Origin of the sequence: Cytobacillus massiliigabonensis (assembly GCF_900199725.1) — a bacterium.
GTDB classification, from domain to species: Bacteria; Bacillota; Bacilli; order Bacillales; family Cytobacillaceae; genus Cytobacillus; species Cytobacillus massiliigabonensis.
In genome coordinates this window covers 535,761-554,260 of sequence record NZ_LT904902.1, presented here as the reverse complement: position 1 = coordinate 554,260, position 18,500 = coordinate 535,761, and the positions used below count along the sequence as shown (strand labels likewise).

General features: G+C 36.1%; 18 protein-coding genes and 1 other annotated feature. Of the genes, 15 read left to right on the top strand and 3 right to left on the bottom strand.

Going from position 1 to position 18,500, the window contains the following annotated elements:
- Positions 1-8: 8 nt before the first annotated feature.
- Entirely contained in the window at positions 9-200 is a 192-nt protein-coding gene (locus C1726_RS03160; protein WP_057763847.1) for a DUF2929 family protein, read from the bottom strand.
- Positions 201-415: 215 nt separating this feature from the next.
- On the opposite strand from C1726_RS03160, the gene C1726_RS03155 reads away from it, so the two are divergent.
- The 4 genes from C1726_RS03155 (at position 416) to C1726_RS03140 (ending at position 3,080) form a co-directional block, all read left to right on the top strand.
- Complete coding sequence (locus tag C1726_RS03155) at positions 416-1,159, top strand: alpha/beta hydrolase family protein (protein WP_102271834.1); 744 nt, start codon at positions 416-418, stop codon at positions 1,157-1,159.
- Between the two features lie 80 nt (positions 1,160-1,239).
- Complete coding sequence (locus tag C1726_RS03150) at positions 1,240-1,740, top strand: hypothetical protein (RefSeq protein ID WP_102271833.1); 501 nt, start codon at positions 1,240-1,242, stop codon at positions 1,738-1,740.
- 132 nt (positions 1,741-1,872) lie between these two features.
- A complete protein-coding gene (locus C1726_RS03145) occupies positions 1,873-2,832 on the top strand; it encodes a BMP family ABC transporter substrate-binding protein (protein ID WP_102271832.1) in 960 nt (319 codons plus the stop codon).
- Between the two features lie 53 nt (positions 2,833-2,885).
- The gene (locus tag C1726_RS03140) at positions 2,886-3,080 is read left to right on the top strand and encodes a ComZ family protein (RefSeq protein WP_102271831.1); all 195 of its coding nucleotides are present in this window, start codon (positions 2,886-2,888) and stop codon (positions 3,078-3,080) included.
- 35 nt (positions 3,081-3,115) lie between these two features.
- Here the strand turns inward: C1726_RS03140 and C1726_RS03135 are convergent, their stop codons facing one another.
- Positions 3,116-3,472 carry a hypothetical protein gene (locus C1726_RS03135; protein WP_102271830.1) on the bottom strand — a complete coding sequence of 119 codons (357 nt, stop codon included), beginning with the start codon at positions 3,470-3,472 and terminating at the stop codon, positions 3,116-3,118.
- Between the two features lie 217 nt (positions 3,473-3,689).
- On the opposite strand from C1726_RS03135, the gene C1726_RS03130 reads away from it, so the two are divergent.
- The 10 genes from C1726_RS03130 to opp4C all read left to right on the top strand — a co-directional run bounded on the left by C1726_RS03130 (position 3,690) and on the right by opp4C (position 14,788).
- Positions 3,690-4,622 (top strand): beta-ketoacyl-ACP synthase III, encoded by a 933-nt coding sequence (locus tag C1726_RS03130; RefSeq protein ID WP_102271829.1) that lies wholly within the window; start codon positions 3,690-3,692, stop codon positions 4,620-4,622.
- A gap of 70 nt (positions 4,623-4,692) precedes the next feature.
- The gene (fabF, locus tag C1726_RS03125) at positions 4,693-5,931 is read left to right on the top strand and encodes a beta-ketoacyl-ACP synthase II (protein ID WP_102271828.1); all 1,239 of its coding nucleotides are present in this window, start codon (positions 4,693-4,695) and stop codon (positions 5,929-5,931) included.
- 368 nt (positions 5,932-6,299) lie between these two features.
- Complete coding sequence (locus C1726_RS03120) at positions 6,300-7,082, top strand: DUF2268 domain-containing protein (protein ID WP_235822688.1); 783 nt, start codon at positions 6,300-6,302, stop codon at positions 7,080-7,082.
- A gap of 92 nt (positions 7,083-7,174) precedes the next feature.
- Entirely contained in the window at positions 7,175-7,921 is a 747-nt protein-coding gene (locus C1726_RS03115; protein WP_102271827.1) for a YjbA family protein, read from the top strand.
- Positions 7,922-8,137: 216 nt separating this feature from the next.
- The gene (locus C1726_RS03110; RefSeq protein WP_102271826.1) at positions 8,138-8,746 is read left to right on the top strand and encodes a hypothetical protein; all 609 of its coding nucleotides are present in this window, start codon (positions 8,138-8,140) and stop codon (positions 8,744-8,746) included.
- Between the two features lie 211 nt (positions 8,747-8,957).
- On the top strand, positions 8,958-9,953 hold the full coding sequence (locus C1726_RS03105) for an ABC transporter ATP-binding protein (RefSeq protein WP_102271825.1): 996 nt from the start codon (positions 8,958-8,960) through the stop codon (positions 9,951-9,953).
- A gap of 4 nt (positions 9,954-9,957) precedes the next feature.
- The gene (locus C1726_RS03100; RefSeq protein WP_102271824.1) at positions 9,958-10,947 is read left to right on the top strand and encodes an ABC transporter ATP-binding protein; all 990 of its coding nucleotides are present in this window, start codon (positions 9,958-9,960) and stop codon (positions 10,945-10,947) included.
- A 55-nt stretch (positions 10,948-11,002) separates the two neighbouring features.
- Complete coding sequence (gene opp4A, locus C1726_RS03095; RefSeq protein WP_180968084.1) at positions 11,003-12,736, top strand: oligopeptide ABC transporter substrate-binding protein; 1,734 nt, start codon at positions 11,003-11,005, stop codon at positions 12,734-12,736.
- A 166-nt stretch (positions 12,737-12,902) separates the two neighbouring features.
- Complete coding sequence (opp4B, locus tag C1726_RS03090) at positions 12,903-13,868, top strand: oligopeptide ABC transporter permease (RefSeq protein WP_102271822.1); 966 nt, start codon at positions 12,903-12,905, stop codon at positions 13,866-13,868.
- 11 nt (positions 13,869-13,879) lie between these two features.
- Positions 13,880-14,788 (top strand): oligopeptide ABC transporter permease, encoded by a 909-nt coding sequence (gene opp4C / locus C1726_RS03085; RefSeq protein ID WP_102271821.1) that lies wholly within the window; start codon positions 13,880-13,882, stop codon positions 14,786-14,788.
- Positions 14,789-14,844: 56 nt separating this feature from the next.
- On the opposite strand, the gene trpS is transcribed toward opp4C, so the two are convergent.
- Entirely contained in the window at positions 14,845-15,834 is a 990-nt protein-coding gene (trpS, locus tag C1726_RS03080; protein ID WP_102271820.1) for a tryptophan--tRNA ligase, read from the bottom strand.
- A gap of 134 nt (positions 15,835-15,968) precedes the next feature.
- Positions 15,969-16,186, bottom strand: a binding site (T-box leader).
- A gap of 570 nt (positions 16,187-16,756) precedes the next feature.
- Here trpS and C1726_RS03075 point away from each other — a divergent pair.
- Positions 16,757-18,403: a peptide ABC transporter substrate-binding protein gene (locus C1726_RS03075; RefSeq protein WP_102271819.1), complete on the top strand. Its 1,647-nt coding sequence runs from the start codon at positions 16,757-16,759 to the stop codon at positions 18,401-18,403.
- Positions 18,404-18,500 lie beyond the last annotated feature (97 nt).

The window sequence follows — 18,500 nt, the reverse complement described above, 5'->3', positions numbered from 1 at the left end:
ACTAATTTCTAATGAATTGCTTCTTTTTCACTCGGTCCTTCAGGAATAATGGAAGCGACGATGAAAATTAAAATTGTTGCAGCTACTGCAAGAATGGAACCGGTTTTCAAGTTGAATGCAGTACCGATCATGGAACTAACAACATAATTAATCATTTGCACAAGAAGAAATGTCCAGAAAAAAGTCCAAAAGAATCTCAATGTATTCACCTCTTACATTTTAAAATCCCTTTTCATATTACCATAAGCCAAATAATTAATAAACGTTAATATCCCAATAAATTCGAAACAACCGCAAAATTAAGTAATACTTTTCCTTTAATGATATTTGACTACAAACAATAGGCAAACCCCCTATCATTTTATGTGAGGTTTCATACATTATTAGGAACGATCATAGGAAAGGAGATAGTAAAATGGAAAGCCGAAACTTTCAACTGGATACCGAATGGAACATGATTCATTATCCCGAAAAGCCTAGTGGTTTCGGTATCCTTGTAATTGGTGATGAAAGAAATTTTGTTAATGCCGAAAGCAGTTTTTGGACACAGAACGAGGGGAAGTCTGTCTTACTAAACCGATTTAAAGAAGAAGGGTATACGATTTTTTATTCAAACCTTTACGGAAAGAACTGGGGTAATGATAAAGCCGTCAATCTTGCAAGAAGATTATATGAGCACATTATCCGTACAGAAATTATAAATGGGAAAATACACATTATAGCTGAAGGGATGGGCGCATTAATCGCTCTTAGGCTTATGAATGAGATGGGTCCCAGTCAAATACGAACTTGTGTATTGATTAATCCTATCGTTTCCCTTCAACATCATTTAGAACTTGAAAAAGAACATAAATTTTTTTACAAAAAATTATTAAAGGAATTATCCGATTCATTTGGTGCTGAAATGAAGCAAGTAGAAGCTAAAATTAAGCAGGTAAGCACGAATGCTTTAATTGAAAATGATCCGATCCCTTTAAAGGTTATTCAAATATTATCTGACCGGCGCGCATATAAACAAGCAAATCTATTGAAAAGTCTCACTGTTAATTGGAGAGAAAAGGAATCGCCCCTTTCAATTTGCTATGTCCTACCCGAAAAAAGACAAGGAATTGGCAGTCAAATCGTTTATTTTTTGAAAAAAAATGAAAGATTTTTATAATCCTAGCCTAATTTAATTTAAAGGAAATAATTAATAGTTTATTAGCATAGGATACACTAAGAAAATGGGGAGGCTTAGAAATGGACAGGGCAATAGTAATAGGGACATACGAAAATTTAGGGTTTTACTTTTGCAGTTCCTTATTGGAGGCGGGATACGAAGTAACAGGCATTCATTATAAGGATATGGATGAGGAACTACTTGAGGAAAAACGAATGGAAATAGGCAGAAATGCTAATTTTCAAGAAGTGCTTCAGAAAGAAGGTAACTCTTTCACGGAGATTCAAGAACAGTCATTAATTATTATTGATTTCAATTATTTATATCTGCGTAACCCCAATCATTCTCTGGAAATAAGCACGTACCTAGAAAAGTTTCTTGTCCATAATGAAAAAAAAATAAAGGATACAGAGTCAAAAGTAATTTGCCTCCTCCCAATTGAGGGCGATGAATCTTCTAATAAACAATTTTACAATATGATTCAAAATGTGAAGGCTAGTGATTATCATTATCTTTATTTTTCAAGGGATGCTGATATACAAAAAGGATCCATAAAAGACCTAATAGAAGGCGGATTCTAGCTAGGTATCGGAAAAAACACTTTTCAATTCTTATCTGTAAAGGGTAGAATAAAAATAGTCGGGTATTTTTCAGGATAGATAGAAAGAGGGAAATATGGATGTGGCTATTAAAGAGAGGCGGAGTAATGGAAGATGCATAAAATGATAATGCGTTTTGGGATGATCTTTTTATGCCTTCTTTTATTGGCCTCTTGCGGACAAGCAATGTCTGCGGGAAATCTTAAAAAAGCTGGTTTGTTAGTCCCGGATACGATAAATGATCAAGTTTGGGGCACAAAGGGCTATAAGGGAATGCTAAAGATACAGTCCCATCATGATATTGAAGTTTACTATAAAGAGGGCATGAACTCCCAAATGGTTGTGGAACGTGCAGTTAAAGAGTTCGATCAAAAAGGGGTTAACATTATATTTGGTCATGGAAATGAGTATTCTGAGTATTTTAATAAAATCTCGAAAAAATACCCACATATTCATTTTGTAAGTTTTAATGGCGACGCTGAAAATTCCAACACAACAAGCTTAAATTTTGAAGCTTATGCGATGGGGTTTTTTGGGGGAATGATTGCTGGGCATATGACAAAAACGGATACGATTGGAATAATTGCCGCATATGAGTGGCAGCCTGAAATAGAGGGCTTCTATGAAGGTGCTAATTATGAAAATGAAAATGTCAAAGTGATTATTGAGTATGTTGGCAACTGGGACGATGGCACGCAAGCATTTCAAAGCTTGGATAGAATTTTTGCCAAGAATGCAGATGTTATTTATCCTGCAGGCGATGGATACAATGTTCCAGTCATTGAAAAGGTGAAAGAAAAAGGGCATTATGCAATTGGATATATTTCTGATCAGTCTGACCTTGGGGAATCAGCCGTATTAACAAGTACAGTTCAGCATGTTGATGTACTATATGAATTAGTAGCTGAGAAATTTAATGATGGGAAGCTAAAATCTGGGAACCTTTCTTTTGATTTTCAAGATGATGTGATCACACTAGGCAAGTTCAGCCCAAATGTAGACAAAGAATATATTGAGTTAATTAATGCTGCAATTGAAAAGTATAAGAAAACCGGAAGATTGCCTAATGAATAGGGACAGGGGTACTCAGAACTCCGTCCCCAAATAACGCTTGGAGGAAAAAATCAATGCAACCAACAGATAAAACATTAGAATTTATGCAAATCGCAATGAAATACATACCAGAAGCAAAGCAGCAATTAGATGAAGCTGGAATTGAGCTTTCATTAGAAATGATTCAGCCATTCATGAACTTGTTTACAAAGGTTATGAATGAAGCGTATGAAATGGGAAAAGCAGACGCTTTTAAAGAAATGGAATAACTAAAAAACCGGCTTTGATAAAGAAGCCGGCTTTTTTATGATTTCTTTAAAAAATGGCTAATTAGGGGAGTCGCCTTTTTGTATAAGGGTTTTAATTGATCAGCTGAATCAACTAGAATTTCAATGTTTTCGATAAGTTCTCCCAGGTTAATTCTGTTTAGAAAAGCTAAGGCCCCAAGATCCTTTTTCTTTTCCTCCACAGCATCTACTTTTATTCCAAATAGCCAATCTCTTTCTCTTTTCCTTATAAATGCATGATCGAAATCTTGTGACTCATTTTTCTCTATATCATTTATTTCTTCTGTTGTTCTTCTGTATTTGCTCTTTCCGAACATAAAGCTAGTGAGCGGATCTGCTTCTGCAGCCAAATGCTTCTGGTTCTTTTCCTCCATATCTCCCCAACCTCCATTAGACTTATGTATATTAGCTTATGAAAATTTATTACTGCCGTATAGATGGGTGTCCTTAGTAATTCTCGGAGATCTAATATATTTCTTGATTATTTACGTGTACATTTGATAAAATTAGTACCAAGTCATAATAATTGATAATAAAATAAATAGAACTTAATATGAATAAAATGAAACATAAAAAAGGAGCGTGGGATGGATGAATGCAGGAATTATTGGGATTGGAAGATGCCTTCCAGAAAAAATACTGACTAATGCAGATCTTGAAAAAATGGTAGATACATCAGATGAATGGATCAGAACAAGAACAGGTATTGAGGAAAGACGAATAGCGGGTGATGATACAGATACATCTGACCTTGCTTATGAGGCAGCGAAAAATGCGATTGCTCATGCGAATATTCCTGCAGAAGAAATTGGTATGATTATCGTTGCAACAGTGACTCCTGACCGGCCATTTCCATCTGTGGCAACGATGCTTCAAGAAAGACTTGGAGCAGTAAATGCAGCAGCAATGGATGTAAGTGCAGCATGTGCTGGCTTCATGTATGGTATGATAACAGCAAAACAATTTATTGAAAGTGGTTCATATAAGCATATTTTAGTAGTAGGTGTTGAGAAGCTTTCAAAAATTACTGATTGGCAAGACAGGAATACAGCTGTATTATTTGGCGATGGTGCCGGTGCTGTTGTTCTTGGCCCAGTTTCAGCAGGAAGAGGAATTCTGTCATTTGACCTTGGAGCAGATGGGAGTGGCGGAAAGCATTTATATCAAGAAGATTATATTGTTATGAATGGGCGTGAGGTTTTTAAGTTTGCTGTTAGACAAATGGGAGAAAGCAGTGTAAAAGTATTAGAGAAAGCAGGTTTGTCTAAAGCAGACGTCGATCTGCTAATCCCGCATCAGGCAAATATCCGTATTATGGAGGCATCTAGACAACGCCTTGAATTGCCTGAAGAGAAAATGTCAAAAACTGTTCATAAATATGGAAATACTTCCTCCGCTTCCATTCCTATTGCTTTAGCAGAAGAATTAGAAGCTGGAAGAGTGAAGGATGATGATTTAATTGTTATGGTTGGTTTTGGCGGAGGTTTAACTTGGGGAGCGATTGCGCTTCGCTGGGGACGTTAAAAAATTTCTTCAGATGTTCATACATTTTGTAAGACCGATAAATTTTTTCTAATAAAGGAGATTCGATAAAATGGATAAAAAAAGAGTTGTTGTTACAGGAATTGGCGCTGTGACACCACTTGGAAATGATGTAGAAACGACATGGAAAAATATATTAGCGGGCGTATCTGGTGTTGGACCTTTAACAAGGGTTAATGCGGATGAATATCCTGCTAAGGTTGCGGCTGAGGTAAAAGATTTCAATATTGAAGATTTTATTGAAAAGAAGGATGCCAGAAAAATGGATCGCTTCACTCATTATGCAATTGCTGCTTCTTTGATGGCTGTAAAAGATGCAAATCTGTCCATCAATGATGAAAATGCACACCGAGTTGGAGTATGGATTGGATCTGGAATTGGCGGAATGGAAACTTTTGAAAATCAATTCGAAACCTTTCTAAATCGTGGATATAGAAGAGTTAGTCCTTTCTTTGTTCCGATGATGATTCCGGATATGGCAACGGGTCAAGTATCGATTACTTTAGGAGCAAAAGGATTTAATTCTTGTACTGTAACAGCATGTGCTACAGGTACAAACTCAATTGGTGATGCATTTAAGGTAATTCAGCGTGGAGATGCAGATGCAATGATTACAGGCGGAGCAGAGGCACCAATTACAAGAATGTCGGTAGCAGGCTTTTGCGCAAATACTGCTCTTTCAACAAATCCTGATCCAAAGACGGCAAGCCGTCCATTTGATAAAAATCGCGATGGATTTGTCATTGGTGAGGGAGCAGGTATTGTCGTACTAGAAGAATTAGAGCATGCATTAGCACGAGGCGCACATATTTATGCTGAAATCATCGGCTATGGCGCAACTGGTGATGCTTACCATATTACAGCACCTGCACCAGCTGGAGAAGGCGGGGCTAGAGCGATGAAAATGGCGATTGAAGATGGCGGGCTAAAGCCGGAGGATATTGACTATATTAATGCGCATGGTACGAGTACTGATTATAATGACAAATTCGAAACATTAGCGATAAAAGAAGTTTTTGGTGAGCATGCTTATAAATTGGCTATTAGCTCAACAAAATCGATGACTGGACACCTTCTTGGCGCAGCTGGCGGAATTGAGGCAATTTTCGCGGTTAAGTCAATACAGGATGGCGTACTGCCTCCAACAATTAACTATGAAACACCAGACCCTGAGTGTGACTTAGATTATGTGCCAAATAAATCGAGGAAAAAGGAAATCAAAGCTGTCATCAGTAACTCATTAGGCTTCGGCGGACATAACGCAACAATCGCTTTTAAAAAATACGAGTAATTATTAAAGACCAAATCATATTGATTTGGTCTTTTTTAGTGTTTAACGGGAACGAAAGAGCAGTTTATGTGCCCGCAGAAGCGGATTATAGTGTTTAGCGGGAACGAAAGAGCAGTTTATGTGCCCGTAGAAGCGGATTAAAGTGTTTAAAGGGAACGAAAGAGCAGTTTATGTGCCCGCAGGAGCGGGTTAAAGTGTTTAACGGGAACGAAAGAGCAGTTTATGTGCCCGTAGAAGCGGATTAAAGTGTTTAGTGGGAACGAAAAATTTGCACTGGCAATTTGCTTAAGCCTTTTCAATTAAACAAATGAACCCTTAAATCATAAACTATATCATAGCGGATATTCTAAAATAGGTCGGGTGAGAATGTGGGGGTAATTAGAACAGATAATTGGCTGGAAAAAGACTTTAATGATCCAGTGAAAATTTGTCAAGAGTTTATGGAAACCTTTGGGGAAAAGAAACCGCATAACATTTATAATTATTTGATGAGCTTTGGCATGTATAGGCCAAATCGAAAAACATATGAAGATTATAAAAACTTAGTACAGTTAAAATGCTGGGATATTACTGAAAGGATTTTTAAAAAGTATAGAAAAAAGTGGAAGGGGCCAGATATCCCTATATATATATTTCCTGCGGCAGCTAACAGCAGTTTATTCTATATCGGGAAAAGTGAAAAATCAGGGGTAGCATTCAAGGATAAGCTGTTTCTTTTTATTCCCCCGCTAACGGATGAAAAAGAAATTGAAGCACTTTTTGTTCATGAATACCACCATACTTGCAGATTAAACAGACAGAAAAAACATTTAAAAGATTTTACATTATTAGATTCCATTGTTTTAGAAGGGCTTGCCGAGTATGCAGTCGCTCACTGCTGTGGAGAAAACTATCGGGGAAAATGGTGTGATTATTATACTCGAGAAGAAATTGATAGTTATTGGGAGAAGTTTTTAAGTAAAGAGCTGCATGTTACAAAGAATGAAAAGCTTCATGATGAAATATTATACGGTTTTAAAGATTATCCTAAAATGATTGGATATGCAGCAGGATTTGAGATTGTTTCAAGCTATTATAAAGAAAAGAATCTTCGAATGGAAGAATCGTTTTTTTTGCCCTCAGAGCATTTTATTTTGCGGTTTCATTCATAGTCTCTGTTAATCCATTTGCTAATTTAGGAATAAATTTACTGTCTTTTGCCCATACTTATTGGTAAACATTTTGTAAAAGTGGGGGTTAAAAGATGTTATATCTTCATGACGTTTGGGTGAACTGGTTTGAAGGTGAAGAAAATGGTTACAATGTTTGCCACTTTCATGAATGGCGTAAAGATGATGGCGTTGAATTACTTGACCAAGTGCCGTTATTGAAAATTGATCCCATTTTATTTAATTACATTGAAAATGATCTATCAGAGCTGCCTCAACAACTATTGGATGATATTTATCAAAAAGCGTATTTACGAAAAAATCATGAAAGAGTTCAATTAGAATATTGTTTTGTTGTATCAGATGGCATGGGTATCTTAGCAGTTGATACGATTGGTTACAACATCCCTATTCGTAAGAGCCGCCTCATTCCTCGGCAAGAACAGTTAGCATACGAAATGTTAGATAATCATGATCCGATAACTTATTCTTTCAATGATCAACGGGCATTAAAGGACTTTCATATTCTTTCGCCATCGCCTGAACTGATGAATGGGCTGACTAGAAAAGAAAGACAGCTAAAGCAATTAATGTTTATGGCACTTGATCAATTATACTCTTCGAAAAATGTTGCAGAGGTAAGGTATTGGTTTACAGAATGGAGCCCGGAATATTATTCGGAAATTCAGCAAATGGATTTTGACCATGCCTGGCTCCAATTGTTTGAACAAAGTAAATATGGATGGACAAGCAAGCATGAAAAGTTTTGTGAAAATCTCATTAAAGGACAGCCATTTTTTGAAAAGCTATGGGAAATGGAACATGGTCCGAAGGTAAATTAATCTGCAGTAAATGGAATTCATTAAATAAGGGATTGCTTGCCAATTCTATAACAAATAGAATTGGCTTTTATTATTTTGGCAAGAAAATAATAGGGACTTCCTCCTCAGTAGTTTGTTGAAAACAAATGATGCATTTGCTTTTCTTTCAATTATGTTTTACATTAAATTTAGAATATTCAATTTTGTAATTAATTGGAGGAGTTGGTAATATTTATTATGACAAGTTATACAGTTACTAGAAAGAAAAATACAGACACCAGTCAATTCCAGGTGGTCCTAATTGTTATTACATTCCTTTCAAGCTTTGTAGTACCTTTTATTATTTTATATCCAATCCAGGAACTTTTATATCGGCCAAATGATATATGGTTTTTTGAAGCTTCGATGAGTACATATTTAACTTTTTGTGCAGCTTTGATTTCTGTATCTGCCATCTTGCTTATTAATGTTCTATTCATACCTAAAAGCAAAGCTAAGAAAACAGTTAAAGGAATTATTGTCATATTATCTTTGTTGGCTGCTGTAATTGTTATGATCCTTTGTGTCGATAACTATTATTATATGAACTCAAAAGGAATCTATAAAAACAATCTATTTAGTTTCTCAGAAGAATTTATAAGCTGGGATGAAATTGATAAAGCTGAACAAACCTTTCTTAAAAAACAAAGGGTAACTGTTGAAGATAAATTGATTCTGACAACGAAAGATGGAAAGACAATAGAAATGCAAATTACAAAAAAAATGAGTGCAAATAAAGCAAGTATCCGCCAAAGCTTAAAAAATAATGGGGTGATACTTGAAAACTCCCCACCAATAACAACCTAGTTTATTACATAACTAGAAAAATATTTATTAAATTATTAATTCCAAAGAATAATTATTTTCGCAATTTTAAATTAAATTTATATTGCAATAATGAAATAATTGTAATAATATTAAGAAAAATTAGGTATTTAATTAATGGAAAATTAGTAATCTTTAATGTATTACTAATAGAGTTTATTTACATAATATTCGTTCAAAAAGGTGTGGTTAAATGAATTCAATGCTCGAAGTAAAAAATCTTAAGACAGGCTTCGATATAGATGGTGCTCTCTATCATGCAGTAGATGATGTTTCATTTTCAGTAAAGCCTCGCCAGATTGTTGGAATAGTTGGCGAATCTGGCTGTGGGAAAAGTGTATTGTCTCTTTCTGTTATGAAACTGCTTCCAAAAGGAATTGGTAAAATTACCAATGGTGAAGTTATTTTCCAAGGGAAAAAACTTGAAGGGCTAACAGATGATGAGATGAATAAGATTAGAGGAAAAGATATTAGTATGATTTTTCAGGAACCGATGACATCTTTGAATCCAGTATTTACTATTGGGTCTCAATTAACTGAAATCATGCTGAATCATGGAGATCTTTCGAAAAAGGCTGCAAGAGATATGGCTATCCAGCTTTTAAAGAGTGTTGGCATTTCAAGACCTGAAAAAATAGTAGATGAATATCCGCATCAACTATCAGGTGGAATGAGACAGAGGGTCATGATTGCTATTGCTATTGCATGCCAGCCGAAGCTTCTCATTGCTGATGAACCTACTACCGCTCTAGATGTGACGGTCCAAGCACAAATCCTTGAGCTTCTCAAAAGTATTCAAGAGAAAAATGATATGTCCATTATCTTAATTACACATGATCTAGGGGTTGTTGCTGAGATGTGTGATGAGGTAATAGTTATGTACGCTGGGAAAATAGTAGAGCGAACTGATGTTGATAGTCTGTTTCATAATCCTCAGCATCCTTACACAAAATTATTAATGGCTTCTATTCCAAGAATAGATGAAGAAGTTGGACAGCTAGCGACGATTCAAGGGATTGTTCCATCCTTAAAAAATATGCCAACAATTGGATGCAGGTTTGCAGATAGATGTCCTTCAGCTAAGCCAGAATGTAAAACGGTTATTCCTCAGCTAGCCAAATTTGAAGAGGGGCATGAGGTATCCTGTTTGTTATTTGAAAGTAGTTATCCTAAAGAAAGTGTGAGGTGACAACGTGAGTAACACTACACTTAAAAAAGAAAAAAGTAATTTATTAGAAATAAAAAATCTGAAAACCTATTATCCAATTAAAGGCGGATTCCTTAGAAAAACTGTTGCACATGTTAAAGCTGTAGATGATGTATCATTTGAAATCAAAAATGGAGAGACCCTTGGATTAGTCGGAGAATCTGGATGCGGAAAATCGACAACCGGCCGGACGATCCTTAGATTATTAGAACCAACTGATGGACAGATTCTTTTTGAAGGGAAAGATATTACTAGTTTAAGAGGCAAATCCTTACGTGAAATTAGAAAAGATATGCAAATGGTTTTCCAGGACCCTTATGCATCGCTAAATCCAATGCAGATGGTTGGTGATGTAATTTCTGAGCCGATTCGAAACTTTTCTAATAAATCTCAAAAGTCACTTAAAAATGAGGTAATGGATTTATTGAAAAAGGTCGGTTTGCCTGAAGATGCTTATTATAAATATGCACATGAGTTTTCAGGCGGGCAGCGTCAAAGAATTGGAATTGCGCGTGCTTTAGCTCTAAGGCCAAAGTTAATTATTGCTGATGAGCCAGTTTCTGCCCTGGATGTTTCAGTTCAATCCCAGGTTCTTAATCTATTAAAAGAATTACAAGATGAATTTGATTTAACATTTTTATTCATAGCGCATGATTTAAGTGTTGTTAAACATATGAGTGACCGTATAGGAGTTATGTACTTAGGGAACATCGTAGAAATTGCGGACAAGGAAAATATTTATGCTGAACCAATGCATCCATATACACAAGCTCTAATTTCTGCCATTCCTGTGCCTGATCCTAGGAAAAAAAGTGAACGTATTGTTCTGCAAGGTGATGTCCCAAGTCCTGTTAATCCTCCAAGCGGTTGTCCTTTTCATCCAAGGTGCCCACACGCGATGGAATCATGTACAACAGAGAAGCCGGTATTAAAGGAGGTGAATCCCGGACATAGAGTAGCTTGTCATCTGTACTAATTGGTATTTTTGCAAGAAATATTTTTGTAATTTTCAAAAACAAGGGGGTATTTTAATGAAAAAGTCAGCTTTATGGACTGTCGTGCTTATGCTAGTCGTTTCCTTATTTCTAGCAGCATGTTCCGGCAAAACGACTACAACCGAGAAAGAACCTGAGAAAGATAAAGACAAAGAACCAGCAACAGAGGAACCAGCAGAAGCTACAGAAGGTGGAATCATTACTTATGGAACAGACCAAGCTCCAGAAGGTGTTTATGATCCTGCATATGCTGGAAGTATTGTTGATAGTAATATTCAAGGATTTACTACCGAAGGCATTTACACAGTAAATGATGATTTAGAATATGTACCTCTTTTAGCAACATGGGAAATTAGTGAAGATAAATTAACGTATACTTTCTCATTTAAAAAAGGTGTGAAATGGCATAACGGAGAAGAATTAACTGTAGATGACTGGGTATTTGCGCTTGAAACATTAGCTCATCCTGATTATGATGGCCCTCGCTACAATTATGTTGAAGGCATCAAAGGTGCAAAGGCTAAGAAAGAAGGAAAGGCAGACAAAATCGAGGGAATCGAAGTTGTTGATCCTTATACAGTAAAAATTACATTTGAAGCTGTGAAAATCAATAACCTTGAAAACCTATGGTCAAACCCAATGCCTAAGAAGCATTATGAAGGAATTGCTGTAAAAGATTTAGGTGAATCAGATCAAGTACGTGTAAACCCAGTAGGTCTTGGACCTTTCAAAGTGAAAAAAGTTGTTGCTGGTGAGTATACAGAATTAGAACGTTTTGATGATTACTGGCAAGGAAAGCCAATGCTAGATGGAGTAATTGTGAAAGTTATCGATCCATCTTTAGCTACAGGTGCATTCCAAAATGGTGAAATTGATATCATGGATATTAATCCACAATCTGTTAAGGAACTTTCAGCGTTAGAACATGTCCGTATTGAAGAAACGACTGGAGTTTCATATTCTTATATCGGTTTGCGTTTTGGACATCGTGATAAAGCTACACTTACAAATGTAGACGACTTTGACAAATTCAAATCAAAAGAATTGCGTCAAGCATTACTTTATGCAATCGATCGTCCAGCGATGATTAATGCGTTCTTAGAAGGAAAAGCAGAAGTTGCAAATACTGTTATTCCTCGTACTTTCTGGACTGCTGCTCCAGAGTCAGAATTAAATCCATATGAGTTTAACCAAGATAAAGCAAAAGAACTATTGGCATCTGCTGGTTATGTTGACAAGGATGGAGATGGATTTGTAGAAGATCCTGAAGGTAAACCGTTCAGTATTTCATTCGGTCACTATGCTGGACCAGCTGCTTTTGAAGGCCGTTCACAAGCAATTGTTCAAGCTTGGAATGATATCGGTGTTAAGACAGAATTAGCAACAGGCGCTTTAGTAGAGTTTAACCTATACAATGAAATGAAAGATAATGATGATGCTGCATTAGAAGCATTCTTCGGATCATGGAGCACTGGCGCTGATCCAGACCCGTCTGGTTTATGGGCTAACAATGCGGAGTGGAACTATGGACGTTGGGTAGATGATGAAAATCAAAGATTGCTAGATGAAGGATTAAGTGAAAAATCATTCGATAAAGAGTACCGTAAACAAGTGTATATTGATTGGCAAAAATATTTCAATGAGGAAATGCCTGCACTTCCTTTATGGGAAAACCTAGATCTATATGGTATTAATAAACGTTTACAAGGCGTACACATTAATGCTGTTGGCTTCCAAACAGATGTCCATAAATGGCATATCGCTGAATAATCGTAATAAGTACTAAAGGTTTATAAGCTGTTAAGCCCCTAACTTTTGCCTAGCTGGGTGGGGAATCTACAGAGAGAAACCGATAAAATTACTATCAATCAATAGTGGCCCCCACTATAGGGGGCCATTGATTGACAGTAAAATTTTATTGATAAGGAGACTTCACATGCTACAATACTCACTTCGAAGAATTCTTGGCATGATTCCATTATTACTCCTTATATCCGTTGTGGTGTTTACCCTAGCAAAAATGATGCCTGGGGATCCATTTGCGGGCGAAATCGATCCATCAAACACAAATCCAGAGTATATTGCTGAGATGCGAGAAAAATTAGGTTATAATGACCCCATTCTTGTGCAGTATGGAAGATGGATTTCTGATTTTGTTCAAGGAGATTTTGGAAAATCAACTGTCTATAAAAAGCCCGCTTCAGAAATTATTGCACAACGTATCCCTAACACTTTATTTTTAGCTATTACTTCCTTGATTTTAACGTATATTTTTTCCTTTATTATGGGAATGTATGCTGGCAGAAAGCCATTTACAATAGGGGATAATTTAATAGCCGGCTATAATTATTTAGCTCTAGCAATTCCGTCATTTGTTGCTGGGATCGTTGCTATTTACTTCTTCTCATTCCAATTAGGCTGGTTTCCTTTTAGCGGATCAGTTGCAATCGGTGTGGAAGAAGGAACTTGGGAATATTTCTTAAGTAAAATGCAGCATGTGCTATTGCCAGCATTAGTACTAGGATTAATGGGGACTGCTTCATACACTCAATTTTTGCGAAATGATATTATTGATAACAGCAGAAAAGATTTTGTAAGAACGGCAAGGGCGAAAGGAACAAGAGAATCAAAGATTTATAATAAGCATATTTTAAGAAATTCGATTATTCCATTAGTTACATTTCTTGGTTTTGATGTTGCTACATTAATAAGCGGCGCAGTTATAACTGAAACGATTTTTACATATCCAGGGATTGGGCAGCTATTTTTAGAATCAGTTAATAGAAGAGATTATGCAGTAATGATGTCGATAACAATGTTACTTTCTTTTTTAACACTTTTGGGAAATCTAATAGCAGATTTATTATATGGTGTAGTAGATCCACGTATTAGGTTGAATTAAGGAGGGGTATTATGGAAATCGTTACAGACAAAAATCTTCCTGCACCGAATGCACCACAAAAAAGTCCCTCTCCATGGGTGATTGCAAGAAGAAAGTTCTTTAAAAATAAATTAGCGATGATTAGCTTAGTATTCTTAATTACAGTTATTATCCTGTCATTTTTGGCTCCCTATATTACAACAAAGGATATTGTCAGGGTAGATTTCATGAATATAAGTAAGGAACCCTCAAGTGAAAACTGGTTAGGGACAGACACGAATGGCCGGGATGTATTTACACGAATGATGTATGCTGGACGAGCATCTTTAACCATTGGATTATCTTGTATGTTTTTAATTGTTTTGTTTGGAACAATTGTAGGCTCTATTTCTGGATACTACGGAGGCAAAATTGACCAGATTTTAATGCGTTTTACAGATTTTGTATTAACTTTCCCATTTTTAGTATTTGTCATCGTATTAAATACAATTCTTGTAGGGAAAGTTTCAGGTCTTTGGACACTAATTATAGTCATTTCTGTTTTGAATTGGGGGGGAGTTGCTCGGATTGTACGGAGCAGAATCCTCGCAGAAAAAGAAAATGAGTATATTCTTGCAGCTGAATCAATAGGGTGTAGACCATCGAAAATAATTATTAAGCATCTATTGCCGAATGTTGCCTCTGCAATTATTGTACATGCTACCTTAACAATGGCTGCCATGATAGTCGTAGAATCAGCCCTTAGCTTTTTAGGTTTTGGAGTTCCTGCTGATACGCCAAGTTGGGGGAATATGCTTGCAGAAGCGCGGAATTCAGATGTATTGCGGAATAAAATTTGGATGTGGGTCCCACCTGCTACAGCTATTACATTAGTTATTCTCTCTATAAACTTTATTGGTGAAGGGCTAAAGGATGCACTGAATCCAAAATCAAGAAGATAAAAAAATCTATCACTTATGTGATAGATTTTTTTATCTAAAAAGCCAAATTAATCAAATTACCGTCTTTTTCTTCCCAGCCCCATCGCATTTTCCATTTTCTTCAGCATCTTATTTGCGACAGCCTGTGCTTTTTCAGCACCCCGGTCAAGGATTTCATCAAGCTCGCTTGATTGCATAAGCTCTGTATATTTTTCCTGTATTGGCTGGATTTCATTTATAACAACTTGTGCTAAATCAGCTTTAAAATCACCATATCCTTTTCCTTCATACATCTTTTCAATTTCTCTAATCTCTTTACCAGAGAAAATCGAATAAATAGAAAGAAGATTAGAAACACCTGGCTTGTTTTCTTTATCGTATTTTACAATGCCTTCTGAATCAGTAACAGCACTTTTAATTTTTTTCTCAATTTGCTTTAGATCATCAAGCAAACGAATCGATGCTTTTGTGTTAGGGTCAGATTTGCTCATTTTCTTTGTAGGTTCTTGCAGTGACATAATTCGTGCACCTACTTTAGGAATACGTACATCTGGAATTGTAAAGATATCGTTATACTTTTTATTAAATCTTTCTGCCAAATCCCGCGTCAATTCGATATGCTGTTTTTGATCTTCGCCAACAGGAACGAGATCTGTATTATATAACAAAATATCTGCTACCATTAAAGGCGGATATGTTAAAAGAGCTGCGGATACAGCATCTTTGCCTGCAGATTTATCCTTAAATTGAGTCATCCTTTCAAGCTCGCCGATATATGAAATACATTGCATCATCCATCCCGCTTGAGCATGGGCAGGAACCTCAGACTGTATAAAAAGGGTTGCCTTCTCAGGATCAATCCCAACCGCTATATATAGTGCTGCAAGGCTGCGGATGTTTTTTCTTAATTCAAGTTTGTCCTGCGGAACAGTGATGGCATGCTGGTCAACAATACAAAAATAACAATTATACTCATTTTGCAATTCAACAAATTGCTTCAATGCACCTATATAATTACCAAGTGTAATTGTGCCGCTAGGCTGGATGCCAGAAAAAATAGTTTTCATTAACCTTCCTCCTTATTGTTGGCTGATAAAGGCAATTATTAAATGGACGATCGGGTAAAAGGAGTGTTTCTTTCATATAAGTTCAACATGATTGACAGAAAATAAACACAAAAAAGACCCTTCATCCCTAAAAAAATAGGGACGAATGGTCCGCGTTGCCACCCTAATTACTCAAATGCTTGAGTCACTTTGATCCATGTATATAATATACATGGAACCCTCTGTAACGTGAGGGAACGTCTTTCACAGAAGGCTCAAAAGTCCATTCGATTTACCTGGCTGCTTGTTTACACCGGCCACAAGCTCTCTAGAAACCAAAAATAAATGTACTACTCTTTATCAATGCCATTGCTTTTATTATATTAAATGTAATATTATAGTAAATGGGTATGAAAATCAAGAATTTCAAAGAAATTTTTTAGTAAATTTATCTCAAAATACGTTCGTTATTTTATTAATTATTATTCAAAAATATGCAAAAAAACTCGAAAAATGACGAAACAAAAAATTTTTTTTTGGTCTTTGAAACACTTATTTTATAAGTATTTTTATAAAAATAGGATTGCTAGATTGATATATAACAGATAAAACCTACTTGCAATAAATTTTTAAACTATTTATAATAAACCTAACAAACGAATTCTTTACGAAATTGTTACAAATTTTACTGAAATATAACAACTCGAAATTTAGGGAATTTATTATAGTAGTATAAGAGTAAGTTGCCACTTGTAAAATATCTACAATAGTATTTGTAAACAGGTGAAATGAACTTACTTTTTAAATTACTAGCAGATAGTCTGCTTAATTTTTACTCTAAATTTCCAGACTATTTAAGTAATATACCCTGAGCGTACAGTTGTATTTCGTAGAAAAATATAGTAGAGAACGTTTGGGTAAATATATATAGGGGGTTTCATCCGTGAAAAAAAGACTATCGATCTTTTTTAGTATGTTGCTAGTTCTTAGCATGTTCCTTGCAGCTTGTGGCGGCAAAGACGATGCGGACAGCGGCGAAAAGGGCGGCGACAAAGACGCTGGAAAATCAGATGTTCCGCAAGAATTAAGTGTTAATATTAACACTGAACCACCTTCTTTACACCCAGGATTAGCGAAAGATGCTACTTCCGGTACTGTTCTTCGTCAAACATTCGAAGGGTTAACACGTATTGGTGAAGATGGACAACCTCACGAAGCAGCAGCAGAAAAAATTGACATTTCCGAAGACCAAAAAGTTTACACGTTCACTTTACGTGATGCTACATGGTCTAATGGTGACCCTGTAACAGCAAAAGATTTCGAATATGCTTGGAAATGGGCATTAGATCCAAATAACCAATCAGAGTATGCATACCAGCTTTACTATATTAAAGGTGCTGAAGATGCTAACCTTAACGGTGGATCAATTGATGATGTAGGTGTTGTTGCAAAAGATGACAAAACACTAGAAGTTACATTAGCAAACCCAACTCCATTCTTCTTAGAATTAACAGCATTCTATACTTACCTGCCAATCAACAGCAAAATTGCTGAAGCTAACCCAGATTGGGCTAACGATGCTGGTGATGACTATACATCAAACGGTCCATTCGTTATGACTGAATGGTCTCACAGTGACAAGATTCTTCTTGAAAAGAACGAAAAGTATTGGGATGCAGATACTGTAAAATTAACAAATATCGAAATGATTATGATTAATGATCCAAATACAGAATTATCTATGTTTGACAATGGCGAGCTAGATTGGGCTGGTGCTCCAACTGGCGCACTTCCAACAGATGCAATGCAGGCGCTTAAAGATGAAGGCCGTTTAGTTACTAAGTCAATTGCAGGTATTTACAACTATAAGTTCAATACAACTGAAGGTCCAACAGCTAACGTAAATATCCGTAAAGCTTTAGCACATGCAATCAACCGTCAAGAAGTTATTGATAATATTTTACAAGGCGAGCAATTACCGGCTATGGGTATCGTACCGCCGTCAATGTTCCCTGAAAACGAAAAAGGATATTTCCCTGATAATGACGTTGAAACAGCAAAAGAATTTTTACAAAAAGGTTTAGAAGAACTTGGTTATAAAGATGCTTCTGAACTTCCAGCTATCGTGCTTTCTTACAACACTTCTGAAGCACACCAAAAGATTGCTCAAGCAATCCAAGATATGTGGAAGAAAAACCTTGGTATTGAAGTAACTCTTGAAAACCAAGAATGGGCAGTATATCTAGATAAAGTACATTCATTAGATTATCAAGTAGCTCGTATGGGCTGGTTAGGTGACTTTAACGATGCAATTAACTTCCTAGAAATGTACCGTGACGCTGAAGGCGGTAACAACGATACAGGATGGGAAAGCAAAGAATTCCAAGATTTACTTGCTAAATCCGCAACAGAAGGCGATCATGATGCTCGTCAACAAATGTTAAAAGATGCTGAAGCAGTATTCATGGAAGATATGCCAGTATTACCAATCTACTTCTATACAAACAACTGGGTACAAGCTGAAAACTTAAAAGGTGTAGTTGTTTCTGGACTTGGTGATGTTCAATACAAATGGGCACATTTTGAGTAAAAATAGCTAATAAACGAAAGGTATATGGGATACAAATGACCCGTATACCTTCGTTTCGGCTTTAGAGAAACTGTCTAGCTTTGAGCGCCAATGGCTC